Origin of the sequence: Saccharothrix sp. ALI-22-I (assembly GCF_001984175.1) — a bacterium.
Classification (GTDB): domain Bacteria; phylum Actinomycetota; class Actinomycetes; order Mycobacteriales; family Pseudonocardiaceae; genus Actinosynnema.
This window is the reverse complement of sequence record NZ_MTQP01000066.1, coordinates 210,647-233,354: the sequence shown is the minus strand read 5'-3', so window position 1 is coordinate 233,354 and position 22,708 is coordinate 210,647. Positions and strand designations below refer to the sequence as shown.

Sequence of the window (22,708 nt, the reverse complement as noted above, 5' to 3'; positions counted from 1 at the left end):
GATCGGGAAAACAGGCACGGTGGAACTCCTCGGTATCGATCCCTTGCGCGCGGCCGGCGGTATCGCCAAAGGGCTGGTGGGCCTCGCCCTCGCCCCGCTGGAGCAGACCGCTGTCCTGCAGCGCGACCGGAGGAAGGTGTGGTCCTGCCCTGGACGGCTGCACATAGAGGCGCACGGCGTGCACGGCCCGCGCGGCAAGCAGGTGGCCGGCCGGATCGAACGCACCCTCGAAGGCCACCCCGGCGTGCTCTGGGCCCGGGTGAACGCGCCCTCCGCACGGGTGATCGTGGCCGTCGAAGAGCCCGCACCACCCACGTCCGACCTGGTCGCGCTCGTGCACAAGGCCGAAGCCGAACCCGCCACCGAGGACGAACGCCTGATCGAGGACGAACTGCACCACCCGGCGGACGGCCTCAAAGGCACCCGTCTGCTGTCCACGCTCGCCACCGACGCGGTCGGCCTGGCCCTGGCCGCCGTCACGAAGGTCGCCCCGTGGGCACCGGTGCCCGGCGAACTGACCGCGCTCATCGGTGCCATCGACCTGCACCCCAAGCTGCGCGAACTGGCCGCCGGCCGGCTCCACGGCCGGGAACGCGCCGACTCGGCCACCTCGATGCTCGCCGCGCTCGTGCAGGGCCTGGCCTCGCGCAGCGAGGGCACGTTGCTCGACATCGCCCAACGCGTGCAGCAGTGGCGTGAGGCGAAGGCGCACGAACATGCGTGGTGCGCGGCCGAATCCGGTCTGATCAGCGGTCCGGACGACGCCGAAGCCGAGCCGATCGTGGTCGAACGACCGCGCCCGTTGCCCGAGGGACCGGTGGACCGGTACGCGCGGCGGGCGTTGGCGGCGGGTGCGGCGGCGGGTATCGCGGCGATCCCGTTCACCGGTCCGCGGCGGGCCGCGGCGCTGGGCGTGGCCAGCCTGCCCAAGGCACCGACCGTCGGCCGGGCCGCGTTCGCCGCGCAACTGGGCCGCGTGCTGGCCACCAGGAAAGCGCTGGTGATGGAGCGCTCGGTACTCCGCCAACTGGACGCGATGGACGTGCTGGTGCTCGACGAGACCGCGCTCGGCTCGGGCCGGTCGGTGCTCAGCGACCTGGTGCCGCTGCCCGACACCGTGCCCACCGAAGCGGCCGAACGGGCGTTCGCCCTGTTCGACCCCGAAGACCCGACGGCCGTGCGCCGGGACGGCGACTGGGCCATCGGCCCGATCGACCGCCTTGACGCGCAAGGACGCAAGGGCGTGCGCGAACAACGCCGGTTGGCCGGTCACGCGGCGGTGCTCGGGCTGACCAAGGGCCGTCGGCTCCAGGCCGTGGTGGCGGTCGACGTCGAGACCACGCCCGCCGTGGACGCGATAGCGGCGGCGGCACGGGAGGCCGGGCTGCGCGTGGTCGTGGCCACGGACCGCGAACGTTCCCCGGTCCGGTTCGCCGACAGCCTCGTCCCGTCGGGGAAAGGCCTGGTCGGCGCGGTGCGGGAACTCCAGGGCAACGGGCACGTGGTGCTGCTCGTGTCCGACAACCGCCGGGCGCTCGGCTCGGCCGACTGCGGCGTCGGCGTGCACCGGGACGGCAGTTCGCCGCCGTGGGGCGCGCACGTCGTGGTCCACGACCTCGAAGCGGCCGTGCTGCTGGTGGAGGCGGTCCCGGCCGCACGGCGGGTCAACCGGGACGGGATCATGCTCGCCCAGGCGGCGAGCGGCATCGGCGCGGTGAGCGCACTGAGCAGTCGTGGTCCCACCCCCGCCCGAGGTGCGGCCCGTGCGGTGGACGGTGCGTCGGCCATCGCGTTCGTGGACGGTGTGTGGCGGGCGAAGCGGGTGGCCGGGAGCAGCGCTGCACCGGTCACGCCTGCCACCGCGCAGCCGTGGCACCTGATGCCGGCGGACACCGTGCTGGAACGGCTGGGCTCGGGACGTGACGGGTTGGCCGGCGGGGAGGCGCAACGCAGGCTGCGCACGTCCACCGGGCGGCAGGCCGTCGGCACGAGCCTGGGCAGCGCGTTCCTGGCGGAGCTGTCCAACCCGCTGACGCCGGTGCTCGCGGGCGGCGCGGCGGTGTCGGCGGCGGTGGGTTCCCCGGTCGACGCGGCGCTGGTGGCGGGTGTCGTCGGTGTGTCCGCGCTGATCGGCAGCGTGCAGCAGGTGGTCACCGACCGGGCGCTGGCCAACCTGCTCAACCGCTCGGCGGTGCACGCCACCGTCGTCCGCGACGGCGCCGACCACGACGTCACGGCCGACCAGTTGGTGCCGGGTGACGTGGTGCGGCTGGCCGCGGGCGACGTGGTGCCCGCCGACTGCCGCCTGATCGACGGCGACGGGCTCGAAGCCGACGAGTCGTCGGTCACCGGCGAATCCCTGCCGGTGACCAAGGACCCGGCCCCGGTGGTGGCCGCCGACCTGGCCGACCGGTCGTCCATGCTCTACGAGGGCACCACGATCGCCGCCGGTGAGGCGTTGGCCGTGGCCGTCGCCACCGGTGACGCGACGGAGGTCGGCCGCAGCATGGCGGCGGCCCGGCGCAACACCCCCACCACCGGCGTGGAGGCACGCCTGGCCGAGCTGACCCGCAAGACGCTGCCCGTCGCGCTGGGCTCGGCGGCGGCCGTCACCGGCGCGGGACTGCTGCGCGGCGTGCCGCTGCGGCAGAGCATGGGCGCGGCGGTGAACCTCGCCGTGGCGTCAGTGCCCGAAGGCCTCCCGTTCCTGGTCAACGCCGCCCAGTTGGCCGCCGCACGGCGGCTGGCCGAGCACGGCGCGCTGGTCCGCAACCCGCGCACGATCGAGGCGCTGGGCCGGGTGGACGTGCTGTGCTTCGACAAGACCGGCACGCTGACCGAGGGCAGGCTGACCGTCAGCCGGATCGACAACGGCCGCCGCGGCGCCGCGCTCGGCGAGCTGAACGACGAGCTGCGCCGGATCATGGCCGCCGCCGTCCGGGCGACACCGCCCGCCGACGACCCGGACGACCTCGCCCACCAGACCGACCGGGCCGTGGTGGAAGGCGCACGACGGGCGCGCGTCGGCCCGACCACCGGCGCACGCGGCTGGGAACTGGTCGAGGCGCTGCCGTTCGAACCGTCCCGCGGCTACCACGCGACCGTCGGCAAGGTCGGCAAACGGCTGGTGCTGAGCGTGAAGGGCGCGCCGGAAGTGGTGCTGCCGCGCTGCGACCTCGACCAGCGCGAATTGCGACGGATCGAAGCGCGGGTGGACCGGCTCGCCGGTCGTGGTCACCGGGTGCTGGCCGTCGCCGAACGCACCGGCTTCGAAGGCGACGAGGTGGCCGACGACGATGTGAACGGCCTGTCCCTGCTGGGTTTCGTCGCGCTGGCCGACCCGGTGCGCGACAGCGCGCCACCGGCCGCCGCGAAGCTGCGCGAGGCCGGCGTGCGGATCGTGATGATCACCGGTGACCACCCCGCCACCGGTGAGGCGATCGCCAGCGAGGTCCGCGGCGACGCGGACATGACCGTGGTGACGGGGTCGCAGATAGACGAGCTGGACGACGACGGGCTGGACGCGCTGTTGCCGACGGTGGACGTGATCGCCCGCTGCACCCCGTCGCAGAAGGTCCGGATCATCGAGGCCTACCAGCGGCTGGGCCGGGTGGTCGCGATGACCGGCGACGGCGCGAACGACGCGCCCGCGATCCGGCTCGCCGACGTCGGCATCGCGTTGGGCCGGCGCGGCACACCGGCCGCCCGTGCGGCCGCCGACTTGGTGGTCACCGACGACCGGCTGGAGACGATCATCGCGGCGCTGGTCGAGGGCCGCGCCATGTGGGCGTCGGTGCGGGAGGCGTTGGCGATCCTGCTCGGCGGCAACATCGGCGAGATCGCGTTCAGCGTGCTCGGCTCGGCGTTGACCGGCCGGTCGCCGTTGACCGCGCGTCAGCTCCTGCTGGTGAACCTGCTGACCGACCTGGCGCCCGCGTTGGCCATCGCGCTGAGCAGGCCCGCCGGGGAGTCCGTGCCCGACCTGCTGCGCGAAGGACCGACGTCGTCCCTGGGCAGCGCGCTGAACAAGGACATCACCGTCCGCGCCATCACCACCACGCTCGGCGCGACGGCGGCGTGGACGGCGGCCCGCTTCACCGGTCGGTCCCGCCGGGCGAGCACCGTGGCGCTGGCCGCGCTGGTCGGCACCCAGCTCGGCCAGACCCTGGCCACCGGCGGGCTGGACCGGTCGGTGCTGGCCGCCGGCCTCGGCTCGGCCGCGGTGCTCGGCGCGGTGATCCAGACACCGGGCGTGAGCCAGTTCTTCGGCTGCACGCCGTTGGGCCCGATCGGTTGGGGCATCGCGCTGTCCAGCGCCACCGCCGCGAACGTCCTCGGCCTGGTGCTGAACCCGCTTGTCACCCGACGTGCCGAGTGACCGCGACGCACGGTGTGCTTAACCGCTTTATGAAGCGACCATCTCCCGTAAAGTACTTCGTCTTGATAGGTGAATATTGACACTTAAGCGGTTCACTGATTGCCTGGATGTCAGTGGGTTGGATGCGTCATCGGTCCGCCGCCGAACCTGACAGCAGCCCGTGCGGGTCAACGTTGCCCCGCACGGGCTGTGTTGTGCGTCGTAGCGTCCGGTACCCGTGGCCGACCGGGGCCGGCGCGCTGCACCAGAATCGGACTTCGTCACGCCACCGAGCCGCAAAGGTCCGTCCATGAGTCTCGTCAACGGAACCCGTCCGCCCGGCCGTTGGGTGCACACGTGGGTGTCCTCGCCGCAGCAGACCAACCCGGCCGACATGCCGCCGGCACCCTTCACCCGGGACGGCTCGGTGCTCGCCGACGCCACACTGCGGCAGACCGTGCACACGTCGATCGGCGGCGACCGGCTGCGGCTGCGGTTCTCCAACGTGTTCGGCGGAGCCGCGCTGCCCATCACCGCCGTGTCCGTGGCGCTACCGGTCGACGGTCGGGCCGGGGTGAGCGCGATCGAGCCGGGCTCGGTCCACCCGATCACCTTCCACGGTCGGTCGGCCGTGGTGGTGCCGGTCGGGACGCAGGTGGTGTCGGACCCGCTGGACTTCCCCGTCGCCCCGGACACGAACCTGACCGTGACGCTGTTCCTGGCCGACGGGCAGGCGTCCGACCTCATCACCTCGCACCCCGGCTCCCGGACGACCTCCCACCTGCTCGCGGGCGACCACGTCGAGGCCGTCGACCTGCCGGGCGCGTCGACCACCGACCACTGGTACTTCCTCAGCGGTGTCGAGGTGTGGTCGGAGCGTTCCGCCGCGGCTGTGGTCGTGCTGGGCGACTCCCTGACCGACGGCAGGGGCTCCACCACCAACGGCAACGACCGCTGGCCGGACCGGCTGCCGGCCCGGCTGCGGTCGCGCCCGACCACGGCGGACGTCGCCGTGCTCAACCAGGGCACGGGCGGGAACCGGGTGCTCACCGACGGGCTCGGCCCGAGCGCGCTGGCCCGGCTGGACCGGGACGTGCTGGCGCAGAGCGGCGTGGCGTGGCTGGTGGTGTTCGAGGGGATCAACGACATCTGCACCGCCGACGCGACGCCCGTGACGCAGAAGCAGGTCGTGGACGACCTCTGCGCGGCCTATGAGCAGATCGTGGTGCGCGCCCACGCCCACGACATCGGCGTGTACGGGGCGACGTTGGCGCCGTTGGGCGGCAATGAGGCCTACGACGACCGGGAGGGGTTGCGTGAGGCGACCCGGCAGACGGTCAACGAGTGGATTCGCACCAGCGGCGCGTTCGACGCGGTGATCGATTTCGACGCGGCGGTGCGCGACCCGGAGGAGCCCCGACGCCTGCTCGCGGCGTACGACGAAGGTGACCACCTGCACCTGAACCCGGCCGGCTACCAGGCGCTCGCGGACGCCGTCCCGGTGGACCTGTTCGCGCCGCGCCTGTAGGTGCCCGGTGCGGGAGGCGTTGCCACGCAAAAGTTTCGTGACCCGGTCGGGCCCGTGTGTCGAAAGTGGACGTACGCTCGGTCGGGTGTTTTCCTTGCCGTGGAACCGGAATCGACATAGGTTGGTGTGACCGAGCCCGAATCGGAAGGGGCCACGCCATGGTCGGCGCGACGTCACCGGAAGTCCTCGAAGACCGGACACCGGTCGTGCCGTTGCAGGCGGGCGTGCACCCGGCGTGGCTGCCCGCCTCCGCGCTGCGGGCGGTCGGTTCACGGCGGGTCCGGGTCGTCGGTGACGGTCTGGTGGTCGCCACCGTGCGCGGTGAGGTCGAGGCGGCCGTCGCCGAGCACGGCGGTGCGCTGGTCGACCACGGCCCGGCGGACCTGGAGCTGGTGTGCGCGCCGGACGACGGGGAGGCCGATCCCGAGGCGTTTTTGCTGGCACGCACCGGGACGACCACCATGGTCCACGCCGTCGACGGCGTGGGTCTGCTCTACGGCTTCCACCACGTGGTCCGGCGGGGCGAGGCGGCGTTCACCGACGCCCTGAAGCCGCAGCTGCACGCGCCCCGGCAGCCCGTCCGGATGCTCGACCACTGGGACAACGTGGACGTGCACCCGGTGATGGGCCAGGTCGAACGCGGGTACGCGGGCGATTCGATCTTCTACGCCGACGGCGCGGTGCGCGCCGACCTGACCCGTGCCCGCGCCTACGCGCGGCTGCTCGGCTCGATCGGCGTCAACCGGGTGGCGCTCAACAACGTCAACGTGCACCGCACCGAGGCCCGCCTGCTCACCGACCTGCTGCCGGACGTCGTGCGGCTGGCCGAGGTGTTCCGCCCGCACGGCATCAGGGTGCACCTGTCGGTGAGCTTCGCCGCGCCGATCACCCTCGGCGGCCTGCTCACCTCCGACCCGCTCGACCCGGCGGTGCGGGACTGGTGGGCGCGCACCACGGCCGAGGTGTACGCGGCGATCCCGGACTTCGGTGGGTACGTCGTCAAGGCGGATTCCGAGGGCCAGCCGGGTCCGTTCGCCTACGGCCGTGACCACGCCGACGGGGCGAACGTGCTGGCCCGCGCACTCGCACCGTTCGGCGGCACGGTGTTCTGGCGTGCGTTCGTCTACAACCACCGCCAGGACTGGCGCGACCGCAGCACCGACCGCGCCCGTGCCGCGTACGACAACTTCGCCCCGCTCGACGGCGCGTTCGACCCGAACGTCGTGGTGCAGGTGAAGGCCGGCCCGGTGGACTTCCAGGTGCGCGAACCGGTCTCCCCGGTGATCGCCGCCATGCCCCGCACCCGCCTCGCGGTCGAGTTGCAGGTCACGCAGGAGTACACCGGGCAGCAGAAGCACGTGTGCCACCTCGTGCCGCAGTGGCGCGAAATGCTCGGCTTCCAGCCGTGGGGCGACGACGAGCCGACCGTGGCCGACATCGCCGGCGGCCGCGCCGACGCGCCGGCAGGTGGTGTGGTCGCGGTGTCGAACGTCGGCGACGACGCGTTCTGGACCGGACACCCCTTGGCACAGGCCAACCTGTTCGGCTTCGGCCGGCTGGCGTGGGACGACCGCCTGGAGCCGGCGGCGGTGCTGGACGAGTGGATCAGCCTCACCTTCCCCGACCCCGCCGTGCGCGCGCCTTTGCACGAGCTGATGGACGGCTCGTGGCTCACCTACGAGCGCTACACGGCCCCGTTGGGCGTCGGTTTCATGGTGCGCCCGGGCCACCACTACGGCCCGGACGTCGACGGCTACGAGTACTCGCCGTGGGGCACCTACCACTTCGCCGACCGCGACGGCGTGGGCGTGGACCGCACGCGCGCGACAGGGACCGGCTTCACCGGCCAGTACCCGGCGCCGTGGCGTGACCTGTACGAATCGACCGGGACGTGCCCGGACGAACTGCTGCTGTTCTTCCACCACGTCCCGTACGACCACGTCCTGCACTCGGGCACCACGGTGATCCAGCACATCTACGACACCCACTTCGCCGGCCCGGAGGAGGTGTCCCGCATGGTCGGGACATGGGCGCGGCTGGAGGGCAGCGTGCCGCCCGAGGTGTTCGGCCGGGTCGCCGGGCTGTTGAAGGAGCAGTTGCGGTGTGCGGCGGAGTGGCGTGATCAGGTGAACACGTACTTCTGGCGCAAGTCCGGCGTGCCGGACGCCCACGGTCGCCTGATCCACTGACGCCGACTCGAACCAGTAACCCTTCGATTAACAGTCGAATGCGCACCGAGCCACGGCGGCCGAACCCGCAGGCCCGGCGACCGTGGCGAGATTACCGACAGCGGAGCACCAGGACCGCCGTGGGTGGGAGATCAAGCTCGTCGCCGAGGTGCAGGTCTCGTCCGCTCAACAAGTCCGTGCCGTCCGCCGGCGCGGCTACGGTCCGGGCTTCGCCGTGGTTGAGCACGAACAGGTGTCGCACGCCGTCCGGTGTGACGCGTTCGGCGACCTCGACATCCGGCACGTCGGCGAGCGGTCCCACGAGGCCGTGCTCGTCCAGCGCCTCGCGCACGACCGCCGCCACACCCGCGTCGTCGAGCAGCGTGCCGACGTACCAGGCACTCCCGCTCCCGCGCACCGACCTGGTGACGGCCGGCGTCCCGGCGTAGAAGTCGGCGCCGTAAGTGCCGCGTACCTCCGCCGCCGGTCCGGTCGGACCGGCCTCGGGGATGATCACCTCGAACACGTGCCGCGCCTCGTGCACCTCCGAGCCGAGCGCCACCGGGTTCACCACCTCGGGCGCCTGGGCGTCGGTCTCCTCCACCCGCAACCCGAGCAGTGAGGCGAACGGCCCCGGCACGTCGGTCAGGAACGCGTTGTCGTCCTCGTCCACCCGGCCGGACAGGGCCGTGGTCACGAACGTGCCGCCGCGCTCGACCAGCGCCGTCACCCGGTCCGCGAGGTCGCCCTTCACCATGTGCAGCAACGGGGCCACGACCACGTCGTAACCGGAGAGATCCGCCGTCACCGGTACGACGTCCAGCTGCGCGTTCGCCTGCCACAGAGCCCGGTGGTACGCCGTCAGCTCCGCCATGTAGCCGACGTTGCGGTTGGGACCGTCGGACATCTCGACGGCCCACCAGCTGTCCCAGTCGATCAGCAGCGCGACCCGTGCGGGCGTGCGACCGCCGAGCAGCGCGTCACCGACCTGGGCGAACTCGCCGCCCACCTCGGCCACCTCCCGGAACAGTCGGGTGTCCGTGCGGCCCGCGTGGTCGAGTACCGCGCCGTGGTACTTCTCGCACGCGCCGCGCGACTGGCGCATCTGGAAGTACAGGACGGCGTCCGCGCCGTGCGCCACGGACTGCCACGACCACAACCGCAACACGCCGGGCCGCTTGACCGGGTTGACGTCCCGGCTCGCGGTGACCGACGGCGTCTGCTCCATGACCCAGAACGGTTCGCCGTCGCGCAACCCGCGCATCAACCCGTGCGCCAACGCCATCCGCGCGGCCGTGCGGGAGGCCGACGGGTCCGCCGGCGGGTAGTTGTCCCACGACGCGAAGTCCAGGTGCGGCGCCCACCGGTGGTAGTCGATCGGCTGGTACAGGCCCATCATGTTGGTGGTCACGGGCGCGTGCGGCGAGTGCCGGCGGATCGCCGCCTTCTCCGCCACGAACCCGCCCAACAGCGCGTCGGACATGAACCGCTTGTAGTCCAACGTGATGCCCTGGAACGCGGTGTGGTTGGGCCCCCGCCAGTGCTCGGACAACGCGTTCGGCGGCTGGATCTCCGCCCAGTCGGTGAAGATGTGCGACCAGAACGTGGTGTTCCACGCGTCGTTGAGCCGGTCGAGGTCGCCGTAGCGCTTGCCCAACCAGTCGCGGAACGCCTCACCGCACCGCGGGCACCAGCACGCGCCGCCGTACTCGTTGCCGACGTGCCACGCCACGATCGCCGGGTTGTCCCCGTACCGCTCGGCCAGCCGCCCCGCCAGGTCGACCGAGAGCCGGCGGAAATCGGGCGACGACGGACACGCGTTGTGCCGCTGCCCGTAGACGTGCCGACGCCCCTCGAAGTCCACCCGGCACGCCTCCGGGTACTTGTGCGCCAGCCACGGCGGCATCGCGCCACTCGGCGTGGCCAGCACGATCCGCATCCCCTCGGCTGTCGCCCGCTCCACGATCGCGTCCAACCGCGAGAAGTCGTACCGGTCCTCCGCGGGCTGGAGGTGCGCCCACGCGAACACGCCGAGCGTCACCGTGTCGATACCCGCCAACGAGAACGCGGCGTAGTCCTGGTTCCAGACCTCCTGGGGCCACTGCTCGGGGTTGTAGTCGCCCCCGTAACCGATCTGGCTGGTCATGCCGTGAACCTCTCGGTCGCGTCGCGCAGGACAGGGTCGGCGTTGCGCAGGAGTGCGAGGGTGAACGGGGAGGCGAGCAGCGCGAGCACCCAGTCCGACGTGAGCACGACGAGCCCGCCGGCCGCCACGAGCAGCGACAACAAACCGAGCGCGCTCGCCGGTCGGGCGCCCAGGTAGTAGGACGCCAGCCGCGCGGTGTCGCGCGTGCGCAATGCCAGCGTGGACGACAGCACGAGTGCCTGGGCCGACCACACCAGCACCGCCACCGCGATCACGATCAGCACCAGACCGTATCCGGCGGGCACACCCGCCAGACCCAGGTTCGCCAGCGAGAACCCGATGACGGTGAGCACCGCCAGCGCGGGCAGCCACCAGCGCAGCACATCGAGCCAGTTGAGCCGGTAGCCGCGCCAGAAGTGCCGGGCGGGGGAGAGGTCCCGGTCGTTCAGGAACACCCGCCAGGCGAAGATGGCCGCGGACAGCGCCGGACCCACCGGCGCGAAGCACAGCCCGATCAACGGCGCGTTGCCCGCATCCCCGGCCAGGAACACCAGCGCGACGAGCCCCGGAGCAGTCGTCAGCACCAGCAGCGCCTCGATGACCACGAACCAGTACACGACGGACGCGACGCGCGACAGGACGCCGGCGCCGATCTCGGCTGCGGGATCACCCCGACGATCGCCTCGACGTTCGGCCACGGTGGTCACGTCCGCTCGTGCGGTGCGACGAGCCGGTCGTCGGACACCCCGAGCAGCCGCCGGTCGTCCAACCCGACGTGCTCCTCCTCGTGCACCGGGGTCAGCTCGACGAACGTGACCTCGTGCCGCGACAACGCCAGGTCGAGCACGAGCCGCCCATCGGAAACCACCTGCGACCGGTGCTCCACGGCCGGGCGGGCGCAGTCGCGCAGCACCTCGATCGTCCGCTGGTCAGGGGAGCGCGGCCGACCCAGTTCACGCCACGCGCCGAACGCGTTGCCGTCGTGCTCGTTGACCCGCTCCCGCCGCACGAACGCACGCGGACCGGTCATCGGGACCGACAGCCGCACGTCGTGCCGCTCAGAGGCAGCAGGCCCGTCGGTGCCGCCGACCGGCTGCCAGGCCAGCACGGTCACCCGGCCGTCATCGAAGGCGCACACCAGGTGGTCGTCCCCACGCGCCAGCACGTGCGACCCCATCCGGGCCATGAACGTGTAGAGGTGGTAGGTCGGCTTCGGCACCTGCCGGTGCGTGAGCAGGCCGAAACCGCCGTGGAACAACGAAGTCGGCACGTTGTCCTCCTCGAACACGTCACAGAACGTCCAGTAGGAGTACGAGTCGACCAACTCCGTCCCGCCGGTCAGCACCGGCGCCAGGTAGGCCGCGTGGTAGGCCGTGTCGTGGATCGGGTTGTCCGGCCGGTAGGAGCTGTTGTACTCGGTGATGTGCACCGGCAGCCCGGCCAGCGCGGTGCCCGCCAGGTGCTTGCGCGGCGCGTCGAACTGGTCCAGCAGCGTCTCCGGCGCGCCGAGCGCCTGGTAGGTGCCGAACGGCACGTGCTGCGCCGGACCGGACGAGTAGGCGTGCCTGCTGACGAAGTCGATCGGCACGTCGCGGCGGGTGACGAACTCGGCGAACGGCTCCCACCACTGGTCCGAGCCGGGCGAGATCGCCGGACCGCCGACCTGGAGCCCGGCGTCCACGTCCTTGACGGTCCGCGCGGTCGTCTCGTACAGGCGGAAGTACGCCTCCTGGTCGGCGTCCTTCCAGAAGTTGACGAGGTTCGGCTCGTTCCACACCTCGATCGGCCAGGTGCGCACTTCGTCCACGCCGTAGCGGTCCACCAGGTGCCGGACCACGGCGCGGACCAGCGCGGCCCACTCGTCCCAGTCCTTCGGCGGGGTGATGTTGCCCTTCCACCAGAACACCGTGTCGTCACCCGAGGCGAGCGCGGTCGGCATGAACCCCAGCTCCACGAACGGCCGGATGCCCAGCTCCAGGAACCGGTCGAACACCTGGTCCACGTACGTGAACGAGTACCGGGTGATGCCCTCCGAAAGCCGGTGCACGCCCATGTCGTCGGACAACAGCCCGTGGCCGCGGATGTAGCGGAAACCGATGTCGCGCTGCACGCGGGCCAGGGACTCCTGGTAGTCGGCGCGCAGCGCGAGGTTGAGCCGCCCGGTGCCCACGCAGTGGCGCCACGACTCGGACAGGCGGCCGATCGGCACGCCGGGGACGACGATGGGGCGTGAACTCGCGAACGACACTGGCACTCCTGGAACGTGGTGCAGGACAACGGGTCCGGGCCCGGTCGCGTCAACCGCGACCGGGCCCGGGACAACTCAGCCGTTCTTCTCCTTGTACCGCTTGTAAGCGCTGTTAACGAGCTCCATGTACTCGGTCATGCCCTTGGCGTCCAACTCCTTGACGTAGGCGTCCCAAGTGGACATGTCACGGCTGCCGAGGATGAACTGGAGCGTCGACTGCAGGACGAAGTCCTTCAGCGGGGTCTCCCAGAGCGTGGCCCGCTCGCGCTCCAGCTCGTCGAACGGCGCCGGCGGGGCCAGCGGGAGCACCTTCTTGTTGGCCATCGTCTTCTGGAAGGCGATTTCTTCCTCGGTGAACGTCGACTGGAGCAGTTCGGTGGGGCCGCCGTAGGCGAAGACGCCACCGGAGAAGCCGAAGTCACGCTGGAGGTTCTTGGCAGCGCCGACGTTCATCCCGCCGAACGCCACCTCCGGCTTGAGCTTCCGCTTGCCGGAGGCGTCCTTCTCGAACGTCGTCCCCTCCACGCCCCACTTGGCGAACTCCTGGCCCTTGTCGGAGTACCAGAGCCAGTCGATGAACTGCATCGTCGCCACGAACTTGTCGCTCTCGACCGCCTTCGCCGAGATCATGATGCCGTTCTCCGTGCGCTGGCCGCGGATCACGTCACCCTTGGGCCCGGCCGGCAGGGGGATCTTGGCGACGGTCGCGCCGGGGATGTTGCCGAGGTTGGGGCGGTAGTCGTTGATGATGGTCTGCGCGTTGCTGCTGATCGCGAACGACTTGCCGCTGGCGAACTTCTGGATCGCCGCGTCGTCCTTCTGGGTGAAGCTCTCCGGGTCCATCAGCCCTTCCGCGACGAGCTTGCGGAAGTACTCGATGAGCTGCTTGTACTCGGGCGTCACACCGGTGAAGTCGAACTTCTGCCCGGACTCGTTCCAGGTCGTGTTCTTGACGTAGCCCCACCCGGCCTGGGTGCCGAAGGTCTGGCCGGCGTAGTTCAGGATGGCCTTGCCCTCGAAGCGGTCGGAGAGCGGGTAGCTGTCCGGGTGCGCGGCCTTGATCGCCTTGAGGACGGTGTAGACCTCGTCCCAGTTCTTCGGCGCGGACAGGCCGAGGCGGGTCAGCTCATCGGTGCGGAACGCCAGCGTGTAGTCCTGCCACACGGCCTCGTGCACGCCGGGCAGCAGGTAGAACTTGCCGTCCGCCTGGCGCAGCGTGTTCAGCTCCGGCTGGAGCTTCCACTTCTCGATCTTCTCCTTGAAGTGCGGCATCAGGTCGAGGTAGTCGCTCACGGGGAGGATCGCGCCGGACGAGACGAACGGCTCCTCCTGACCCGGGTAGGTCTTGGAGATGATCGTCGGCGCGTTGCCCGAGCTGATCACCAGGCCGCGCTTCTGGTCGTAGTCGCTGTAGGGCACGACCGTCGGCTGGATCTTGACGTTGGTCCGGCTGGTGATCTCCGACCACAGCAGCCAGTCGTTCTTCAACGGGTAGTGGGCCTGGTCGAGGTAGAGCAGGCTGACGTCCAGCGGCTCGGTGGCCTTGAACTGGTCACCCGCCTTGTAGTCGGCCATCGCGGCGACCTTCTTGCCTTCGAGGTCGACGCCGCCCGCGCCCGTGCTGTCGTCGCTGCACGCCGCCGTGCCGACCACGAGGCTGCCGGCCACGAGAGTCAGAAGCGTGCGCTTCCATTTCGTTCGCATCGTGCTCTCCTCAGGTGTGTGACACCGTCGTCAACTCGGAGGGGCGCGCTACTGCTTGACCGCGCCGAGCATCACGCCCGACACGAAATAGCGCTGGATGAACGGGTAGACCACGACGATGGGCAGGACTGTGAGCACCATCGTCACGGCCTTGATGTTGGCGGAGATCGCCAGCGCGTTGGACTCCACCGCGCCGACCGCTGTCACGGAGGAGGCGCCGGCGATCATGTTGCGCAGGTACACGGTCACCGGGAACAGCTCGGACCGGTCGAGGTAGATGAACGCCTGGAACCACGAGTTCCAGTTCGCCACCGCGTAGAACAGGATCATCGTGGCCAGCACTGCCTTCGACAGCGGCAGCACGATCTTGAGCAGGATGCCGTAGGTGTTCAGGCCGTCGATCGCGGCGGCCTCCTCCAGCTCCGCCGGCAGGCTCTCGAAGAACGCCTTCATCACCAGCAGGTTGAACACGCTGATCGCGTTCGGCAGCACGATCGCCCAGATCGTGTTGGTCATCCCGAGACCGTTCACCAGCACGTAGTTCGGGATCAGGCCGCCGTTGAAGAACATGGTGAACACCGCGATGCCGATGAGCAGGTTGCGGCCCTTGAGCCGGTGCTTCGACAGCACGTACGCGTAGATCGTGGTGAGCACGATCGAGATCGCGGTGGCGGTCACCGTGTAGATCACGGTGTTGAGGTAGCTGTTCCAGAACACCGGGTCGGCCGCGACGAGCTTGTAGGTGTCCAGGTTGAACCCGCGCGGCCACAGGTTCACCTGGCCGGTGCGGATGTAGAGCTCGCTGCTGAACGATTGCGCGACGATGTTGACGAACGGGTACAGCGTCACCGCGACCACGCCGAGCAGCACGACCACGTTGACGACCCGGAAGATCCGGTAGCCGCGCGAGTCGTCGAGCGACGTGCGGCGGGGCGCGGCGGGCTTGGCCATCCGCTCCATGAGCTGCGTCGGGTCGGTGGTCACCACAGGCTCGTCCCCACTGTTCGACGCGAGATCGCGTTAGCGGACAGGACCAGCGCCAGGCCGATGATCGACTCGAACAGGCCGATCGCCGCGGCGTAGCTGAAGTTGTTGGACACCAGGCCGACCCGGTATAGGTAGGTCGAGACGACGTCCGCGGTCGGGTAGGTAAGCGGGTTGTAGAGCAGCAGGACCTTCTCGAAGCCGACCGCCATGAACGTGCCGATGTTGAGGATCAGCAGCGTGATCATGGTCGGGCGGATGCCCGGCAGCGTCACGTGCCAGGTCTGCTGCCAGCGGTTGGCGCCGTCGATCCGGGCCGCCTCGTAGAGCTGCGAGTCGATCGTGGTCAACGCCGCGAGGTAGAGGATCGTGCCCCAGCCGACGGTCTGCCACACCTCGGAGGAGACGTAGATCGTGCGGAACCAGCCCGGCTCCTGGATGAACGAGATCTTGTCGCCGCCGAACGCGCCGACGATCTGGTTCACCGTGCCCTCCAGCGAGGTCAGCTGCATGACCATGCCGGCGACGATCACGATGGACAGGAAGTGCGGCAGGTAGGACACCGTCTGCACGAACCGCTTGAAGTAACGCGAGCGGATCTCGTTGAGCAGCAGGGCCAGCACGATCGGCAACGGGAAGCAGAACAGCAGGGTCAGCGCGCCCAGAGCGAGCGTGTTGCCGAACACCTCCCAGAAGTTCGGGTCGCTGATGAACAGCTTCACGTAGCGCAGGCCGACCCACGACTCGCCGTAGATGCTGCCGCCCGGCACGAAGCGGCGGAACGCGATGACGTTGCCGAGCATCGGCAGGTAGCGGAAGACGAGGAAGAACAGCAGCGGGACGATGACCAGGGTGTAGAGCTGCCAGTCGCGTTTCCACGCCTTGCGCCACGTGTTCTTGTACCGGGGCGGCTTCGGGTTCTTCGGGATCTTCTTCGATCGGTTCGGGGCGGCTTCGGCCGCCGGTTCGCGGATCTGGGTGGTCATGCCGGTTCCACCTCCTCGGGGGTGACCGACACGGCGGTGAGCCAACGCCGCGTGTGGTCGACTTCGCGCAGCGGACCCACGAGCTCCAGGTCCACGGCTTCGTGCACGTCCGCGCTGGACCGGGACACGCGCAGCTGCACCGCGCCCGGTTCCACCACGCGGCGTCCGTCCAGACCGGTGAACGACGTGACGTCGGCCGGGACGCGGAACGTGACGCGCGCCGACGCGCCGCCGTCCAGCGGGACCCGCGCGTAGCCGACGAGCCGCACCACGGGCCGGGTGACCTGTGCGACAGGGTCGTGCAGGTAGAGCTGCACCACGTCGGCGCCGGGCCGGGTGCCGGGGTTGCGCACGTCGAGTTCGAGCTCGACCTCGCCGTCCGTGGTCCACGGGTCGGCCGACACCACGCGCGCGGACGACCAGGTGAACGTGTCGTAGCCCAGGCCGTGGCCGAACGGGAACACCGGCGTCGGATCGATGTTCGACACGCCGCTGCGCCGGCCGAGCGGCGCCGACAGGTACGTGCCGGGCTGGCCGGAAGGGTCGGCCGGGATGCCGACCGGCAGCCGGCCCGACGGCGAGACCGCGCCGGTCAGCACGTCGGCGATGGCCCGGCCGCCGAGCTGGCCGGGGAAGAAGGCCTGCACGACCGCCGCCGCGCCGTCGGCCAGCTCGCCGATCGCGTACGGCCGCCCGGTGATCAGCAGCAGCACGACCGGCGTGCCGGTGGCCTGGACCGCGCGGACCAGGTCCGCCTGCGCCCCGGGCAGCACGAGTTCGGTCGCGTCGCACCCCTCGCCCGACGTACCGCGCCCGAACAAGCCCGCCAGGTCGCCGACGGCGACGACGCAGACGTCCGCTTCCGCCGCGGCGGCCACTGCCGCGGCGATGTCCTCCGGGTCGGTCCCGGTCATGATCTCGCAGCCCCGGGCGTGGATGATGGTGCCGCCCACCGCGCCGCGCAGTGCGGAGAGCACGGTCGGCATCTCCAGGCCCAGCGGCACGTCCGGGTGGTGCACGCCGATGTGCGCGGGGAACGAGTAGCAGCCGAGCATCGCCATCGGATCGTCCGCGAGCGGACCGACCACGGCCAGCCGGAGGCCGGGCCGCAGCGGCAGCACACCGTCGTTGGCCAGCAGCACCACGGACTCCTGCGCCAGGCGCAGCGCGACTTCCCGCGCGTGCGGCGAGTCCAGCCGCAGGTCCTCCAGGCTCTCCGGCAGGGCCGACCAGTCCGGGTCGAGCAGACCGAGTTCGATCTTCTGCCGCAGCACGCGCCGCAACGCGCGGTCGACCAGGGCCTCGTCCACGTCGCCGCGCTTGACCGCCTCCAGCAGCGGCCCGCCGTAGCACCGCACGGTCGGCAGTTCCACGTCCACGCCGGCGGCCAGGGCCAGCGCGGCGGCGTGCTCCTCGTCCCGGGCCACCCCGTGCAGGGTCTCCAGGAACTTGACCGCGAAGTAGTCGGCGACGACGGTGCCGTCGAAGCCCCAGGTGTCGCGCAGCAGCGTGGTGAGCAGCCCGGCGTCGGCGGCGGACGGCAGCCCGTCGATCTCGGTGTAGGACTGCATGACCGACCGGACCCGGCCGTCGCGGATGGCCATCTCGAACGGCGGCAGCACCACGTCGGCGAACTCGCGCGGGCCGATGGCCACCGGGGCGAGGTTGCGCCCGGCCCGTGAGGCCGAGTAGCCGGCGAAGTGCTTGAGCGTGGCGACGATCCCGGACTCCTCCAGGCCGCGCACGTAGGCCGTGCCCACGGTGCCGACCAGGTACGGGTCTTCGCCGATCGTCTCCTCGGTGCGGCCCCAGCGGTAGTCGCGCGTGACGTCCAGGACCGGCGCCAACCCCTGGTGCACGCCGGCCGCGCGCATCGAGCCGCCGATCAGGCCGGACATCTCGGCCACCAGCGCGGGGTCGAACGACGCGCCCCACGCCAGCGGCGCGGGGTAGGCGGTGGCCTGCCACGCGGCGAAACCGGTGAGGCATTCCTCGTGCACGAGCGCCGGGATGCCGAACCGGTTGGCGGCGGCCACCTGCTGCTGCGACGCGGCCAGCGAACGGGCGCCGGCCACCGGGTCGACCGGCTTGGTGCCGAACGGGCGGGTGAGCTGGCCGAGGCCGGACGCGATGACGTCCGCCCAGATCACCGGGTCGCCGGTCATGTCGTTCTGGTGCGGAGCGACGCCCGCGCCGGAGGGGTCAGCGCCGACCCAGACGCCGACGAGTTGGGCCAGCTTCTCGTCCAACGTCATCGCGGCGACGAGTGCTTCGACCCGTTCGGCCACCGGCAGGCCGACGTCCTGCCAAGCAGCGCCTATCCGGCCGGCGGTAGTCCGATCGGCGTCGCCTGCCGGCGCCGCCACGGCGTCCGTCGTCCTGTTCGTCATCGACCAGGCACCCCCGCTCACGTCCTCGTGAAGACCGAAACTATCGATGTAACTTCCGACATGCCGATCCGGTGGGGAGACCGTAGGGGCATCGCAGCACTACGTCAACAGCCCGTAGCTGTCAGATGTCTTCCCAGTTCATCGACGCGGCGTCGGTCCGGACTCCGCTGCGTTACTGGACCGATTGTGAGGAACAGTCACCCTGGGGGCTGGCATGCTGGTGATCCGAAGGTCGAACATTTACGCTCGACTATCGAAACTTTAGTCCGGCATGCGGCGTGCGGGCAGCGGCGCGAACAGGGGGCAGCATGAGTTCGTCGACGGAGCCGGATGCGGGCGCCGTGCCGGAGAAGACCGTGAAGGGCGCGGCGTCGATCTCGTCCATCGCGGCCGAGGCGGGCGTGTCCATCCCGACCGTCTCGAAGGTCCTCAACGGACGGCCGGACGTCGCCGCGGACACCCGCGCACGGGTCGAGAGCATCATCGAGCAGCACCGGTATCGACGACGACGGGCACGCCAGTCGTCCCGGCCCGCGCTCATCGACCTCGTCTTCCACGAGATGCACTCGGCGTGGTCGACCGAGATCATCCGCGGGGTCGAACTGGCCGCCGCGAACGAGCGCGCCGCCGTCGTGCTGTCCGAACTGGGCGGCGAACACCGGCCGCGCCGGGAGTGGTTCGACGACCTGTTGGCCCGCCGACCGCTCGGCGTCATCCTCGTGCTGGCCGGGTTGGACACCGAGCAGCGCCGTCAGCTCACCACGCGCAACATCCCGTTCGTGTTCGTGGACACCGCCGGCGAGCCGCCGCCCGGCGTGCCGACCGTGGGATCGGCGAACTGGGCCGGCGGCCTGGCCGCCACCCGGCACCTGCTGGCGCTCGGACACCGCCGGATCGCGGTCATCTCCGGGCCCACGACCATGCTGTGCAGCCGTGCCAGGGTGGACGGCTACCGCAGCGCGCTGGAGGACGCGGACATCATCGTGAACCCGGATCTCGTGCGGTACGGCGATTTCTACGTCAAGGGCGGGTACCGGCACGGCCTGGACCTGCTCGACCGACCCGACCGACCCACCGCCATCTTCGCCGGCTCCGACTTCCAGGCCCTGGGCGTCATGCGGGCGGCCCGCGAGCTCGGACTGTCCATTCCGGACGACCTGTCCATCGTCGGCTACGACGACCTGTCGGTCACCGAGTGGATAGGGCCGCAACTGACCACCGTGCGCCAACCGCTGCGCGAGATGGCGACCACGGCGGCGCAGATGGTGTTCAGCCTGGCCCGCGGCGACCGCCCGCCGAACGAGCGCATAGACCTCGCCACCGAACTCGTCGTGCGGGAGAGCACCTGCCCGCCGCGGCAGCTCTAGCGCAGCGGCGTGTGTGCCGGGTCCACCCGTTCGCCCTCGCGGACGGGACCGGGCGGCGTGCCGTCGCCGAACGGCCGCCCGCCCAGCGCCTCCCGCCCGTGCGGGGTGACCCACCCGGACAGGTCCGGCCCGACGGGCACGATCCCGCTGGGGTTGATGTCCTTGTGGACGATGTAGTAGTGCTCTTTGATCTGCCGGAAGTCGACCGTGTCACCGAATCCGGGCGTCTGGAACAGGTCGCGGGCGTAGGCCCACAGGACCGGCATCTCGGACAGCTTGTTCCGGTTGCACTTGAAGTGGCCGTGGTAGACCGGGTCGAAGCGGACCAGGGTGGTGAACAGGCGGACGTCGGCCTCGGTGATCGTGTCGCCGACGAGGTAGCGCTGGTCGCCCAGCCGGTCTTCGAGCCAGTCGAGCGCGGTCCACAGGCGCGCGTACGCGTCCTCGTACGCCTCCTGCGAGCCCGCGAAGCCGCACCGGTACACACCGTTGTTGACCTCGGTGAACACCCGCCGGTTGACCGCCTCGATCTCGTCGCGGTGCGCGTCGGGCAGCAGGTCCGGCGCGCCGTCCCGGTGGTGCTCCCGCCACTCGGTGGACAGGTCCAGGGTGATCTGCGCGAAGTCGTTCGTCACCACCGCGCCGGTCGTGGTGTCCACGACGGCCGGCACCGTGATGCCACGCGGGTAGTCGGGGTCGCGCTTGAAGTACGCGTCCTGGAGGCGCTCGATGCCCAGCACCGGATCACGCCCGTCCGGATCGAGGTCGAACGTCCACGACCGCGCGTCGTGGGTCGGTCCGGGCAGCCCCAGTGAGAGCACGTCCTCCAACCCCAGCAGCCGGCGCACGATGATCGCCCGGTTGGCCCAGGGGCAGGCCCGCGCCGCCACCAGCCGGTACCGCCCCGGCTCGACCGCGAACCCGTCCCGCCCGTCGGCCGTGACCCGCGTGGTGATGTACCGCGTGTCGCGGGTGAACTCCTTGCCCTTGACCGAATACGTCCCACCCCGGTCGTGCTCGGGATTCCCGCCGTTCTCGACAGATGTTGAAGTCTCACTCACCTTCGTGAGCCTACGTCCTCCAACGGCCCCCGGTGCGATGTGCGCTGCTCTTCCGCTGTCACGCGGGGTGCACCGAGATGCTGGTCAGCGCGGCCTGGCGTGGGCGTCAGCCAGGAGTCGTCACCGCGATGTACCTGGTGGTGGTGTCGAGGGCGACGCGGGCCCAGTGGTGGCGGGATGCGGTCACCGGCGGTCCGTAGGTGCGGCCGTCGGTGCTCGTCGTGATGGTGCAATCGGGGACCGGCCTGCCGTCCACGTCAGTTCGACGTGTCCGACGTGGTGTGCCGTGCCGAGGTCCACCACCATCCGACCCCGCCGGCCCCGGTGTCCACGCGGTGTACGGGTTGTCGTCGACGGCGGCGGACGGGTCGGACATGCCGGGCGGCGGGGGAGAGGTGGGGAAGGTCGTCCGGTCGAGCGCCAGGTCGTCGAGCGGGTATGGGCGTGTCCGGCATGGTGATGTCCCGGCGCACACGTGCGGGCAGTGTGATCGGCACCCGGCCGCCGTCGGCACCCACCACCAGCCGTGCCACCGGGCCGGACGGCGCGCCGGCCAGCGTCACGTGCGCGCCCGGCCAACGACGTCGAAGGCAACAGCATGGGCGTCGTCCCGCTGATCACGAACAGCCAGTCGTCGTGCGACGGCTGCCAGGCGAACTTCGTGAACCCGGCCTTGGTCACCGTGCCCGCCCAGGCGTGGGTCGACTGGTGCGCCACCAGGCCGGGTTCGACGCCGTAATCCGTGGTCGCCGCCGTCCGCGAGAAGAACTCCTCCGCAGACACCGGCGTCACGGCCGGACCGGTGCGGGTGCGCCACTCGTGCAGCAGGTAGCTGATCGCCAACTCGGCCCGTGCCTCCGGCTCGTACTTCGCCCACCGGAGAACTTCGCGAGTCGGTGCACCGGTGGGCGCGCGACCTGACGCACTGACGTGACCTGCGCGTTCAACTGGCGGCACCCGCCAACGGCCGCTAATCTCCGGCACGGCCACCATGATCATCCGCGACACAATCGAGTGAACATCGCCCAACGACCTACGGAAACGCTGTTATTTTTTCATTGAAACGTCGGTTGAAACGAAGAGGAAGCCCGAGCAACCAGCCGTACGAGCCGTGGTTCTCGACGATGGACGTGATGAACGTGTCGTAGAGATTCGCCGCGGTGTTGGCCGACACCGCCGCACCGTCCACCGCCGACGGGTTGGCCAAGCCGGCGGCGGGCAGCCCAGCTTCGTTGCGGCTCCACCGACCGAACGCCTCCCGCCACGCGCCCGCCTCCCGCCACGCGTCGGCGTCCGGGTCGTCGGCCGCCGACGCCAACCCCGGTGCGAGCGCCTGCGCGTAGACGCCCATCTCCGCCAGCTTGGTGTCGCAGCTTGGTGTCACCGCGGTGGCCGCCCGAGAGGCCGTTCGGCGTCCAGTCGCCGGACCTCGGGTCGTTGCCCGTGCCGAGCGCGGCGGTGTACGCGGCCTGGCCACGGGCGATGGTGTCCACGGCGGTCCGCGTCGCCGGGTCGAGGTCCGCCCAGAGCAGGCGCGCGGCGAGGACGAAGTACGACTGGAGCGTGGTGTCCCAGAACAGGGTCTTGCCCCACTCCGAGCCGCCCGGCAGCACGTTGCTCGCGGCGAAGTGCCGGATGGTGTCGACGGTGGGCGTGCAGCACCGACTTCGCCACACCTGTGCTGTTCGCGTCGTAGGTGCCCCCTGGTCAGCAGGACCGCGTTGCCCAGGACGGCTGCGGGCGCCGTGTTGGCTGGGTAGCGTGTTGTC

The 22,708-nt window shown here is 70.7% G+C and carries 15 protein-coding genes; 6 read left to right on the top strand and 9 right to left on the bottom strand.

All coding sequences use genetic code 11. The features are described from left to right. Positions 1-19: 19 nt before the first annotated feature. The 3 genes from ALI22I_RS29600 (at position 20) to ALI22I_RS29590 (ending at position 8,074) form a co-directional block, all read left to right on the top strand. The gene (locus ALI22I_RS29600; protein WP_077008837.1) at positions 20-4,378 is read left to right on the top strand and encodes a cation-translocating P-type ATPase; all 4,359 of its coding nucleotides are present in this window, start codon (positions 20-22) and stop codon (positions 4,376-4,378) included. Between the two features lie 289 nt (positions 4,379-4,667). Further along, positions 4,668-5,885, top strand: a complete 1,218-nt coding sequence (locus ALI22I_RS29595) for an SGNH/GDSL hydrolase family protein (RefSeq protein WP_077008836.1) — start codon at positions 4,668-4,670, stop codon at positions 5,883-5,885. 158 nt (positions 5,886-6,043) lie between these two features. After that, positions 6,044-8,074 carry an alpha-glucuronidase gene (locus ALI22I_RS29590; RefSeq protein ID WP_077008835.1) on the top strand — a complete coding sequence of 677 codons (2,031 nt, stop codon included), beginning with the start codon at positions 6,044-6,046 and terminating at the stop codon, positions 8,072-8,074. A 91-nt stretch (positions 8,075-8,165) separates the two neighbouring features. Here ALI22I_RS29590 and ALI22I_RS29580 read toward each other — a convergent pair whose 3' ends face one another. The 7 genes from ALI22I_RS29580 to ALI22I_RS29550 all read right to left on the bottom strand — a co-directional run bounded on the left by ALI22I_RS29580 (position 8,166) and on the right by ALI22I_RS29550 (position 18,511). Further along, entirely contained in the window at positions 8,166-10,199 is a 2,034-nt protein-coding gene (locus ALI22I_RS29580) for a beta-galactosidase (RefSeq protein ID WP_077008834.1), read from the bottom strand. Continuing rightward, positions 10,196-10,906 (bottom strand): DUF624 domain-containing protein, encoded by a 711-nt coding sequence (locus ALI22I_RS29575; protein WP_238598632.1) that lies wholly within the window; start codon positions 10,904-10,906, stop codon positions 10,196-10,198. Before ALI22I_RS29575 ends, ALI22I_RS29580 begins: the two co-directional genes overlap by 4 nt. Beyond that, positions 10,903-12,447, bottom strand: coding sequence for a GH39 family glycosyl hydrolase (locus ALI22I_RS29570; RefSeq protein WP_238598631.1), 1,545 nt, complete (start codon positions 12,445-12,447; stop codon positions 10,903-10,905). Before ALI22I_RS29570 ends, ALI22I_RS29575 begins: the two co-directional genes overlap by 4 nt. Positions 12,448-12,522: 75 nt before the next feature. Next, positions 12,523-14,151 carry an ABC transporter substrate-binding protein gene (locus tag ALI22I_RS29565; RefSeq protein ID WP_077008833.1) on the bottom strand — a complete coding sequence of 543 codons (1,629 nt, stop codon included), beginning with the start codon at positions 14,149-14,151 and terminating at the stop codon, positions 12,523-12,525. A gap of 48 nt (positions 14,152-14,199) precedes the next feature. Continuing rightward, positions 14,200-15,135: a carbohydrate ABC transporter permease gene (locus ALI22I_RS29560; protein ID WP_238598630.1), complete on the bottom strand. Its 936-nt coding sequence runs from the start codon at positions 15,133-15,135 to the stop codon at positions 14,200-14,202. After that, complete coding sequence (locus tag ALI22I_RS29555; RefSeq protein WP_083752108.1) at positions 15,132-16,121, bottom strand: ABC transporter permease; 990 nt, start codon at positions 16,119-16,121, stop codon at positions 15,132-15,134. The genes ALI22I_RS29560 and ALI22I_RS29555 overlap by 4 nt, the downstream gene beginning before the upstream one ends. Then, positions 16,118-18,511 carry a glycoside hydrolase family 3 N-terminal domain-containing protein gene (locus tag ALI22I_RS29550; RefSeq protein WP_083752107.1) on the bottom strand — a complete coding sequence of 798 codons (2,394 nt, stop codon included), beginning with the start codon at positions 18,509-18,511 and terminating at the stop codon, positions 16,118-16,120. The genes ALI22I_RS29555 and ALI22I_RS29550 overlap by 4 nt, the downstream gene beginning before the upstream one ends. A 308-nt stretch (positions 18,512-18,819) precedes the next feature. Here ALI22I_RS29550 and ALI22I_RS29545 point away from each other — a divergent pair, with 308 nt between their 5' ends. Then, positions 18,820-19,878, top strand: coding sequence for a LacI family DNA-binding transcriptional regulator (locus ALI22I_RS29545; RefSeq protein ID WP_077008832.1), 1,059 nt, complete (start codon positions 18,820-18,822; stop codon positions 19,876-19,878). On the opposite strand, the gene ALI22I_RS29540 is transcribed toward ALI22I_RS29545, so the two are convergent. Further along, positions 19,875-20,834, bottom strand: coding sequence for a glutathione S-transferase family protein (locus ALI22I_RS29540; RefSeq protein ID WP_238598690.1), 960 nt, complete (start codon positions 20,832-20,834; stop codon positions 19,875-19,877). The two genes, ALI22I_RS29545 and ALI22I_RS29540, sit on opposite strands and share 4 nt — an antisense overlap. 182 nt (positions 20,835-21,016) lie before the next feature. On the opposite strand from ALI22I_RS29540, the gene ALI22I_RS54835 reads away from it, so the two are divergent. Then, positions 21,017-21,139 carry a hypothetical protein gene (locus ALI22I_RS54835; protein ID WP_274523003.1) on the top strand — a complete coding sequence of 41 codons (123 nt, stop codon included), beginning with the start codon at positions 21,017-21,019 and terminating at the stop codon, positions 21,137-21,139. A 398-nt stretch (positions 21,140-21,537) separates the two neighbouring features. Beyond that, positions 21,538-21,678, top strand: a complete 141-nt coding sequence (locus tag ALI22I_RS51295; protein WP_179118409.1) for a hypothetical protein — start codon at positions 21,538-21,540, stop codon at positions 21,676-21,678. 294 nt (positions 21,679-21,972) lie between these two features. On the opposite strand, the gene ALI22I_RS53990 is transcribed toward ALI22I_RS51295, so the two are convergent. Beyond that, positions 21,973-22,323 carry a hypothetical protein gene (locus ALI22I_RS53990; protein ID WP_077008830.1) on the bottom strand — a complete coding sequence of 117 codons (351 nt, stop codon included), beginning with the start codon at positions 22,321-22,323 and terminating at the stop codon, positions 21,973-21,975. Positions 22,324-22,708: the final 385 nt, after the last annotated feature.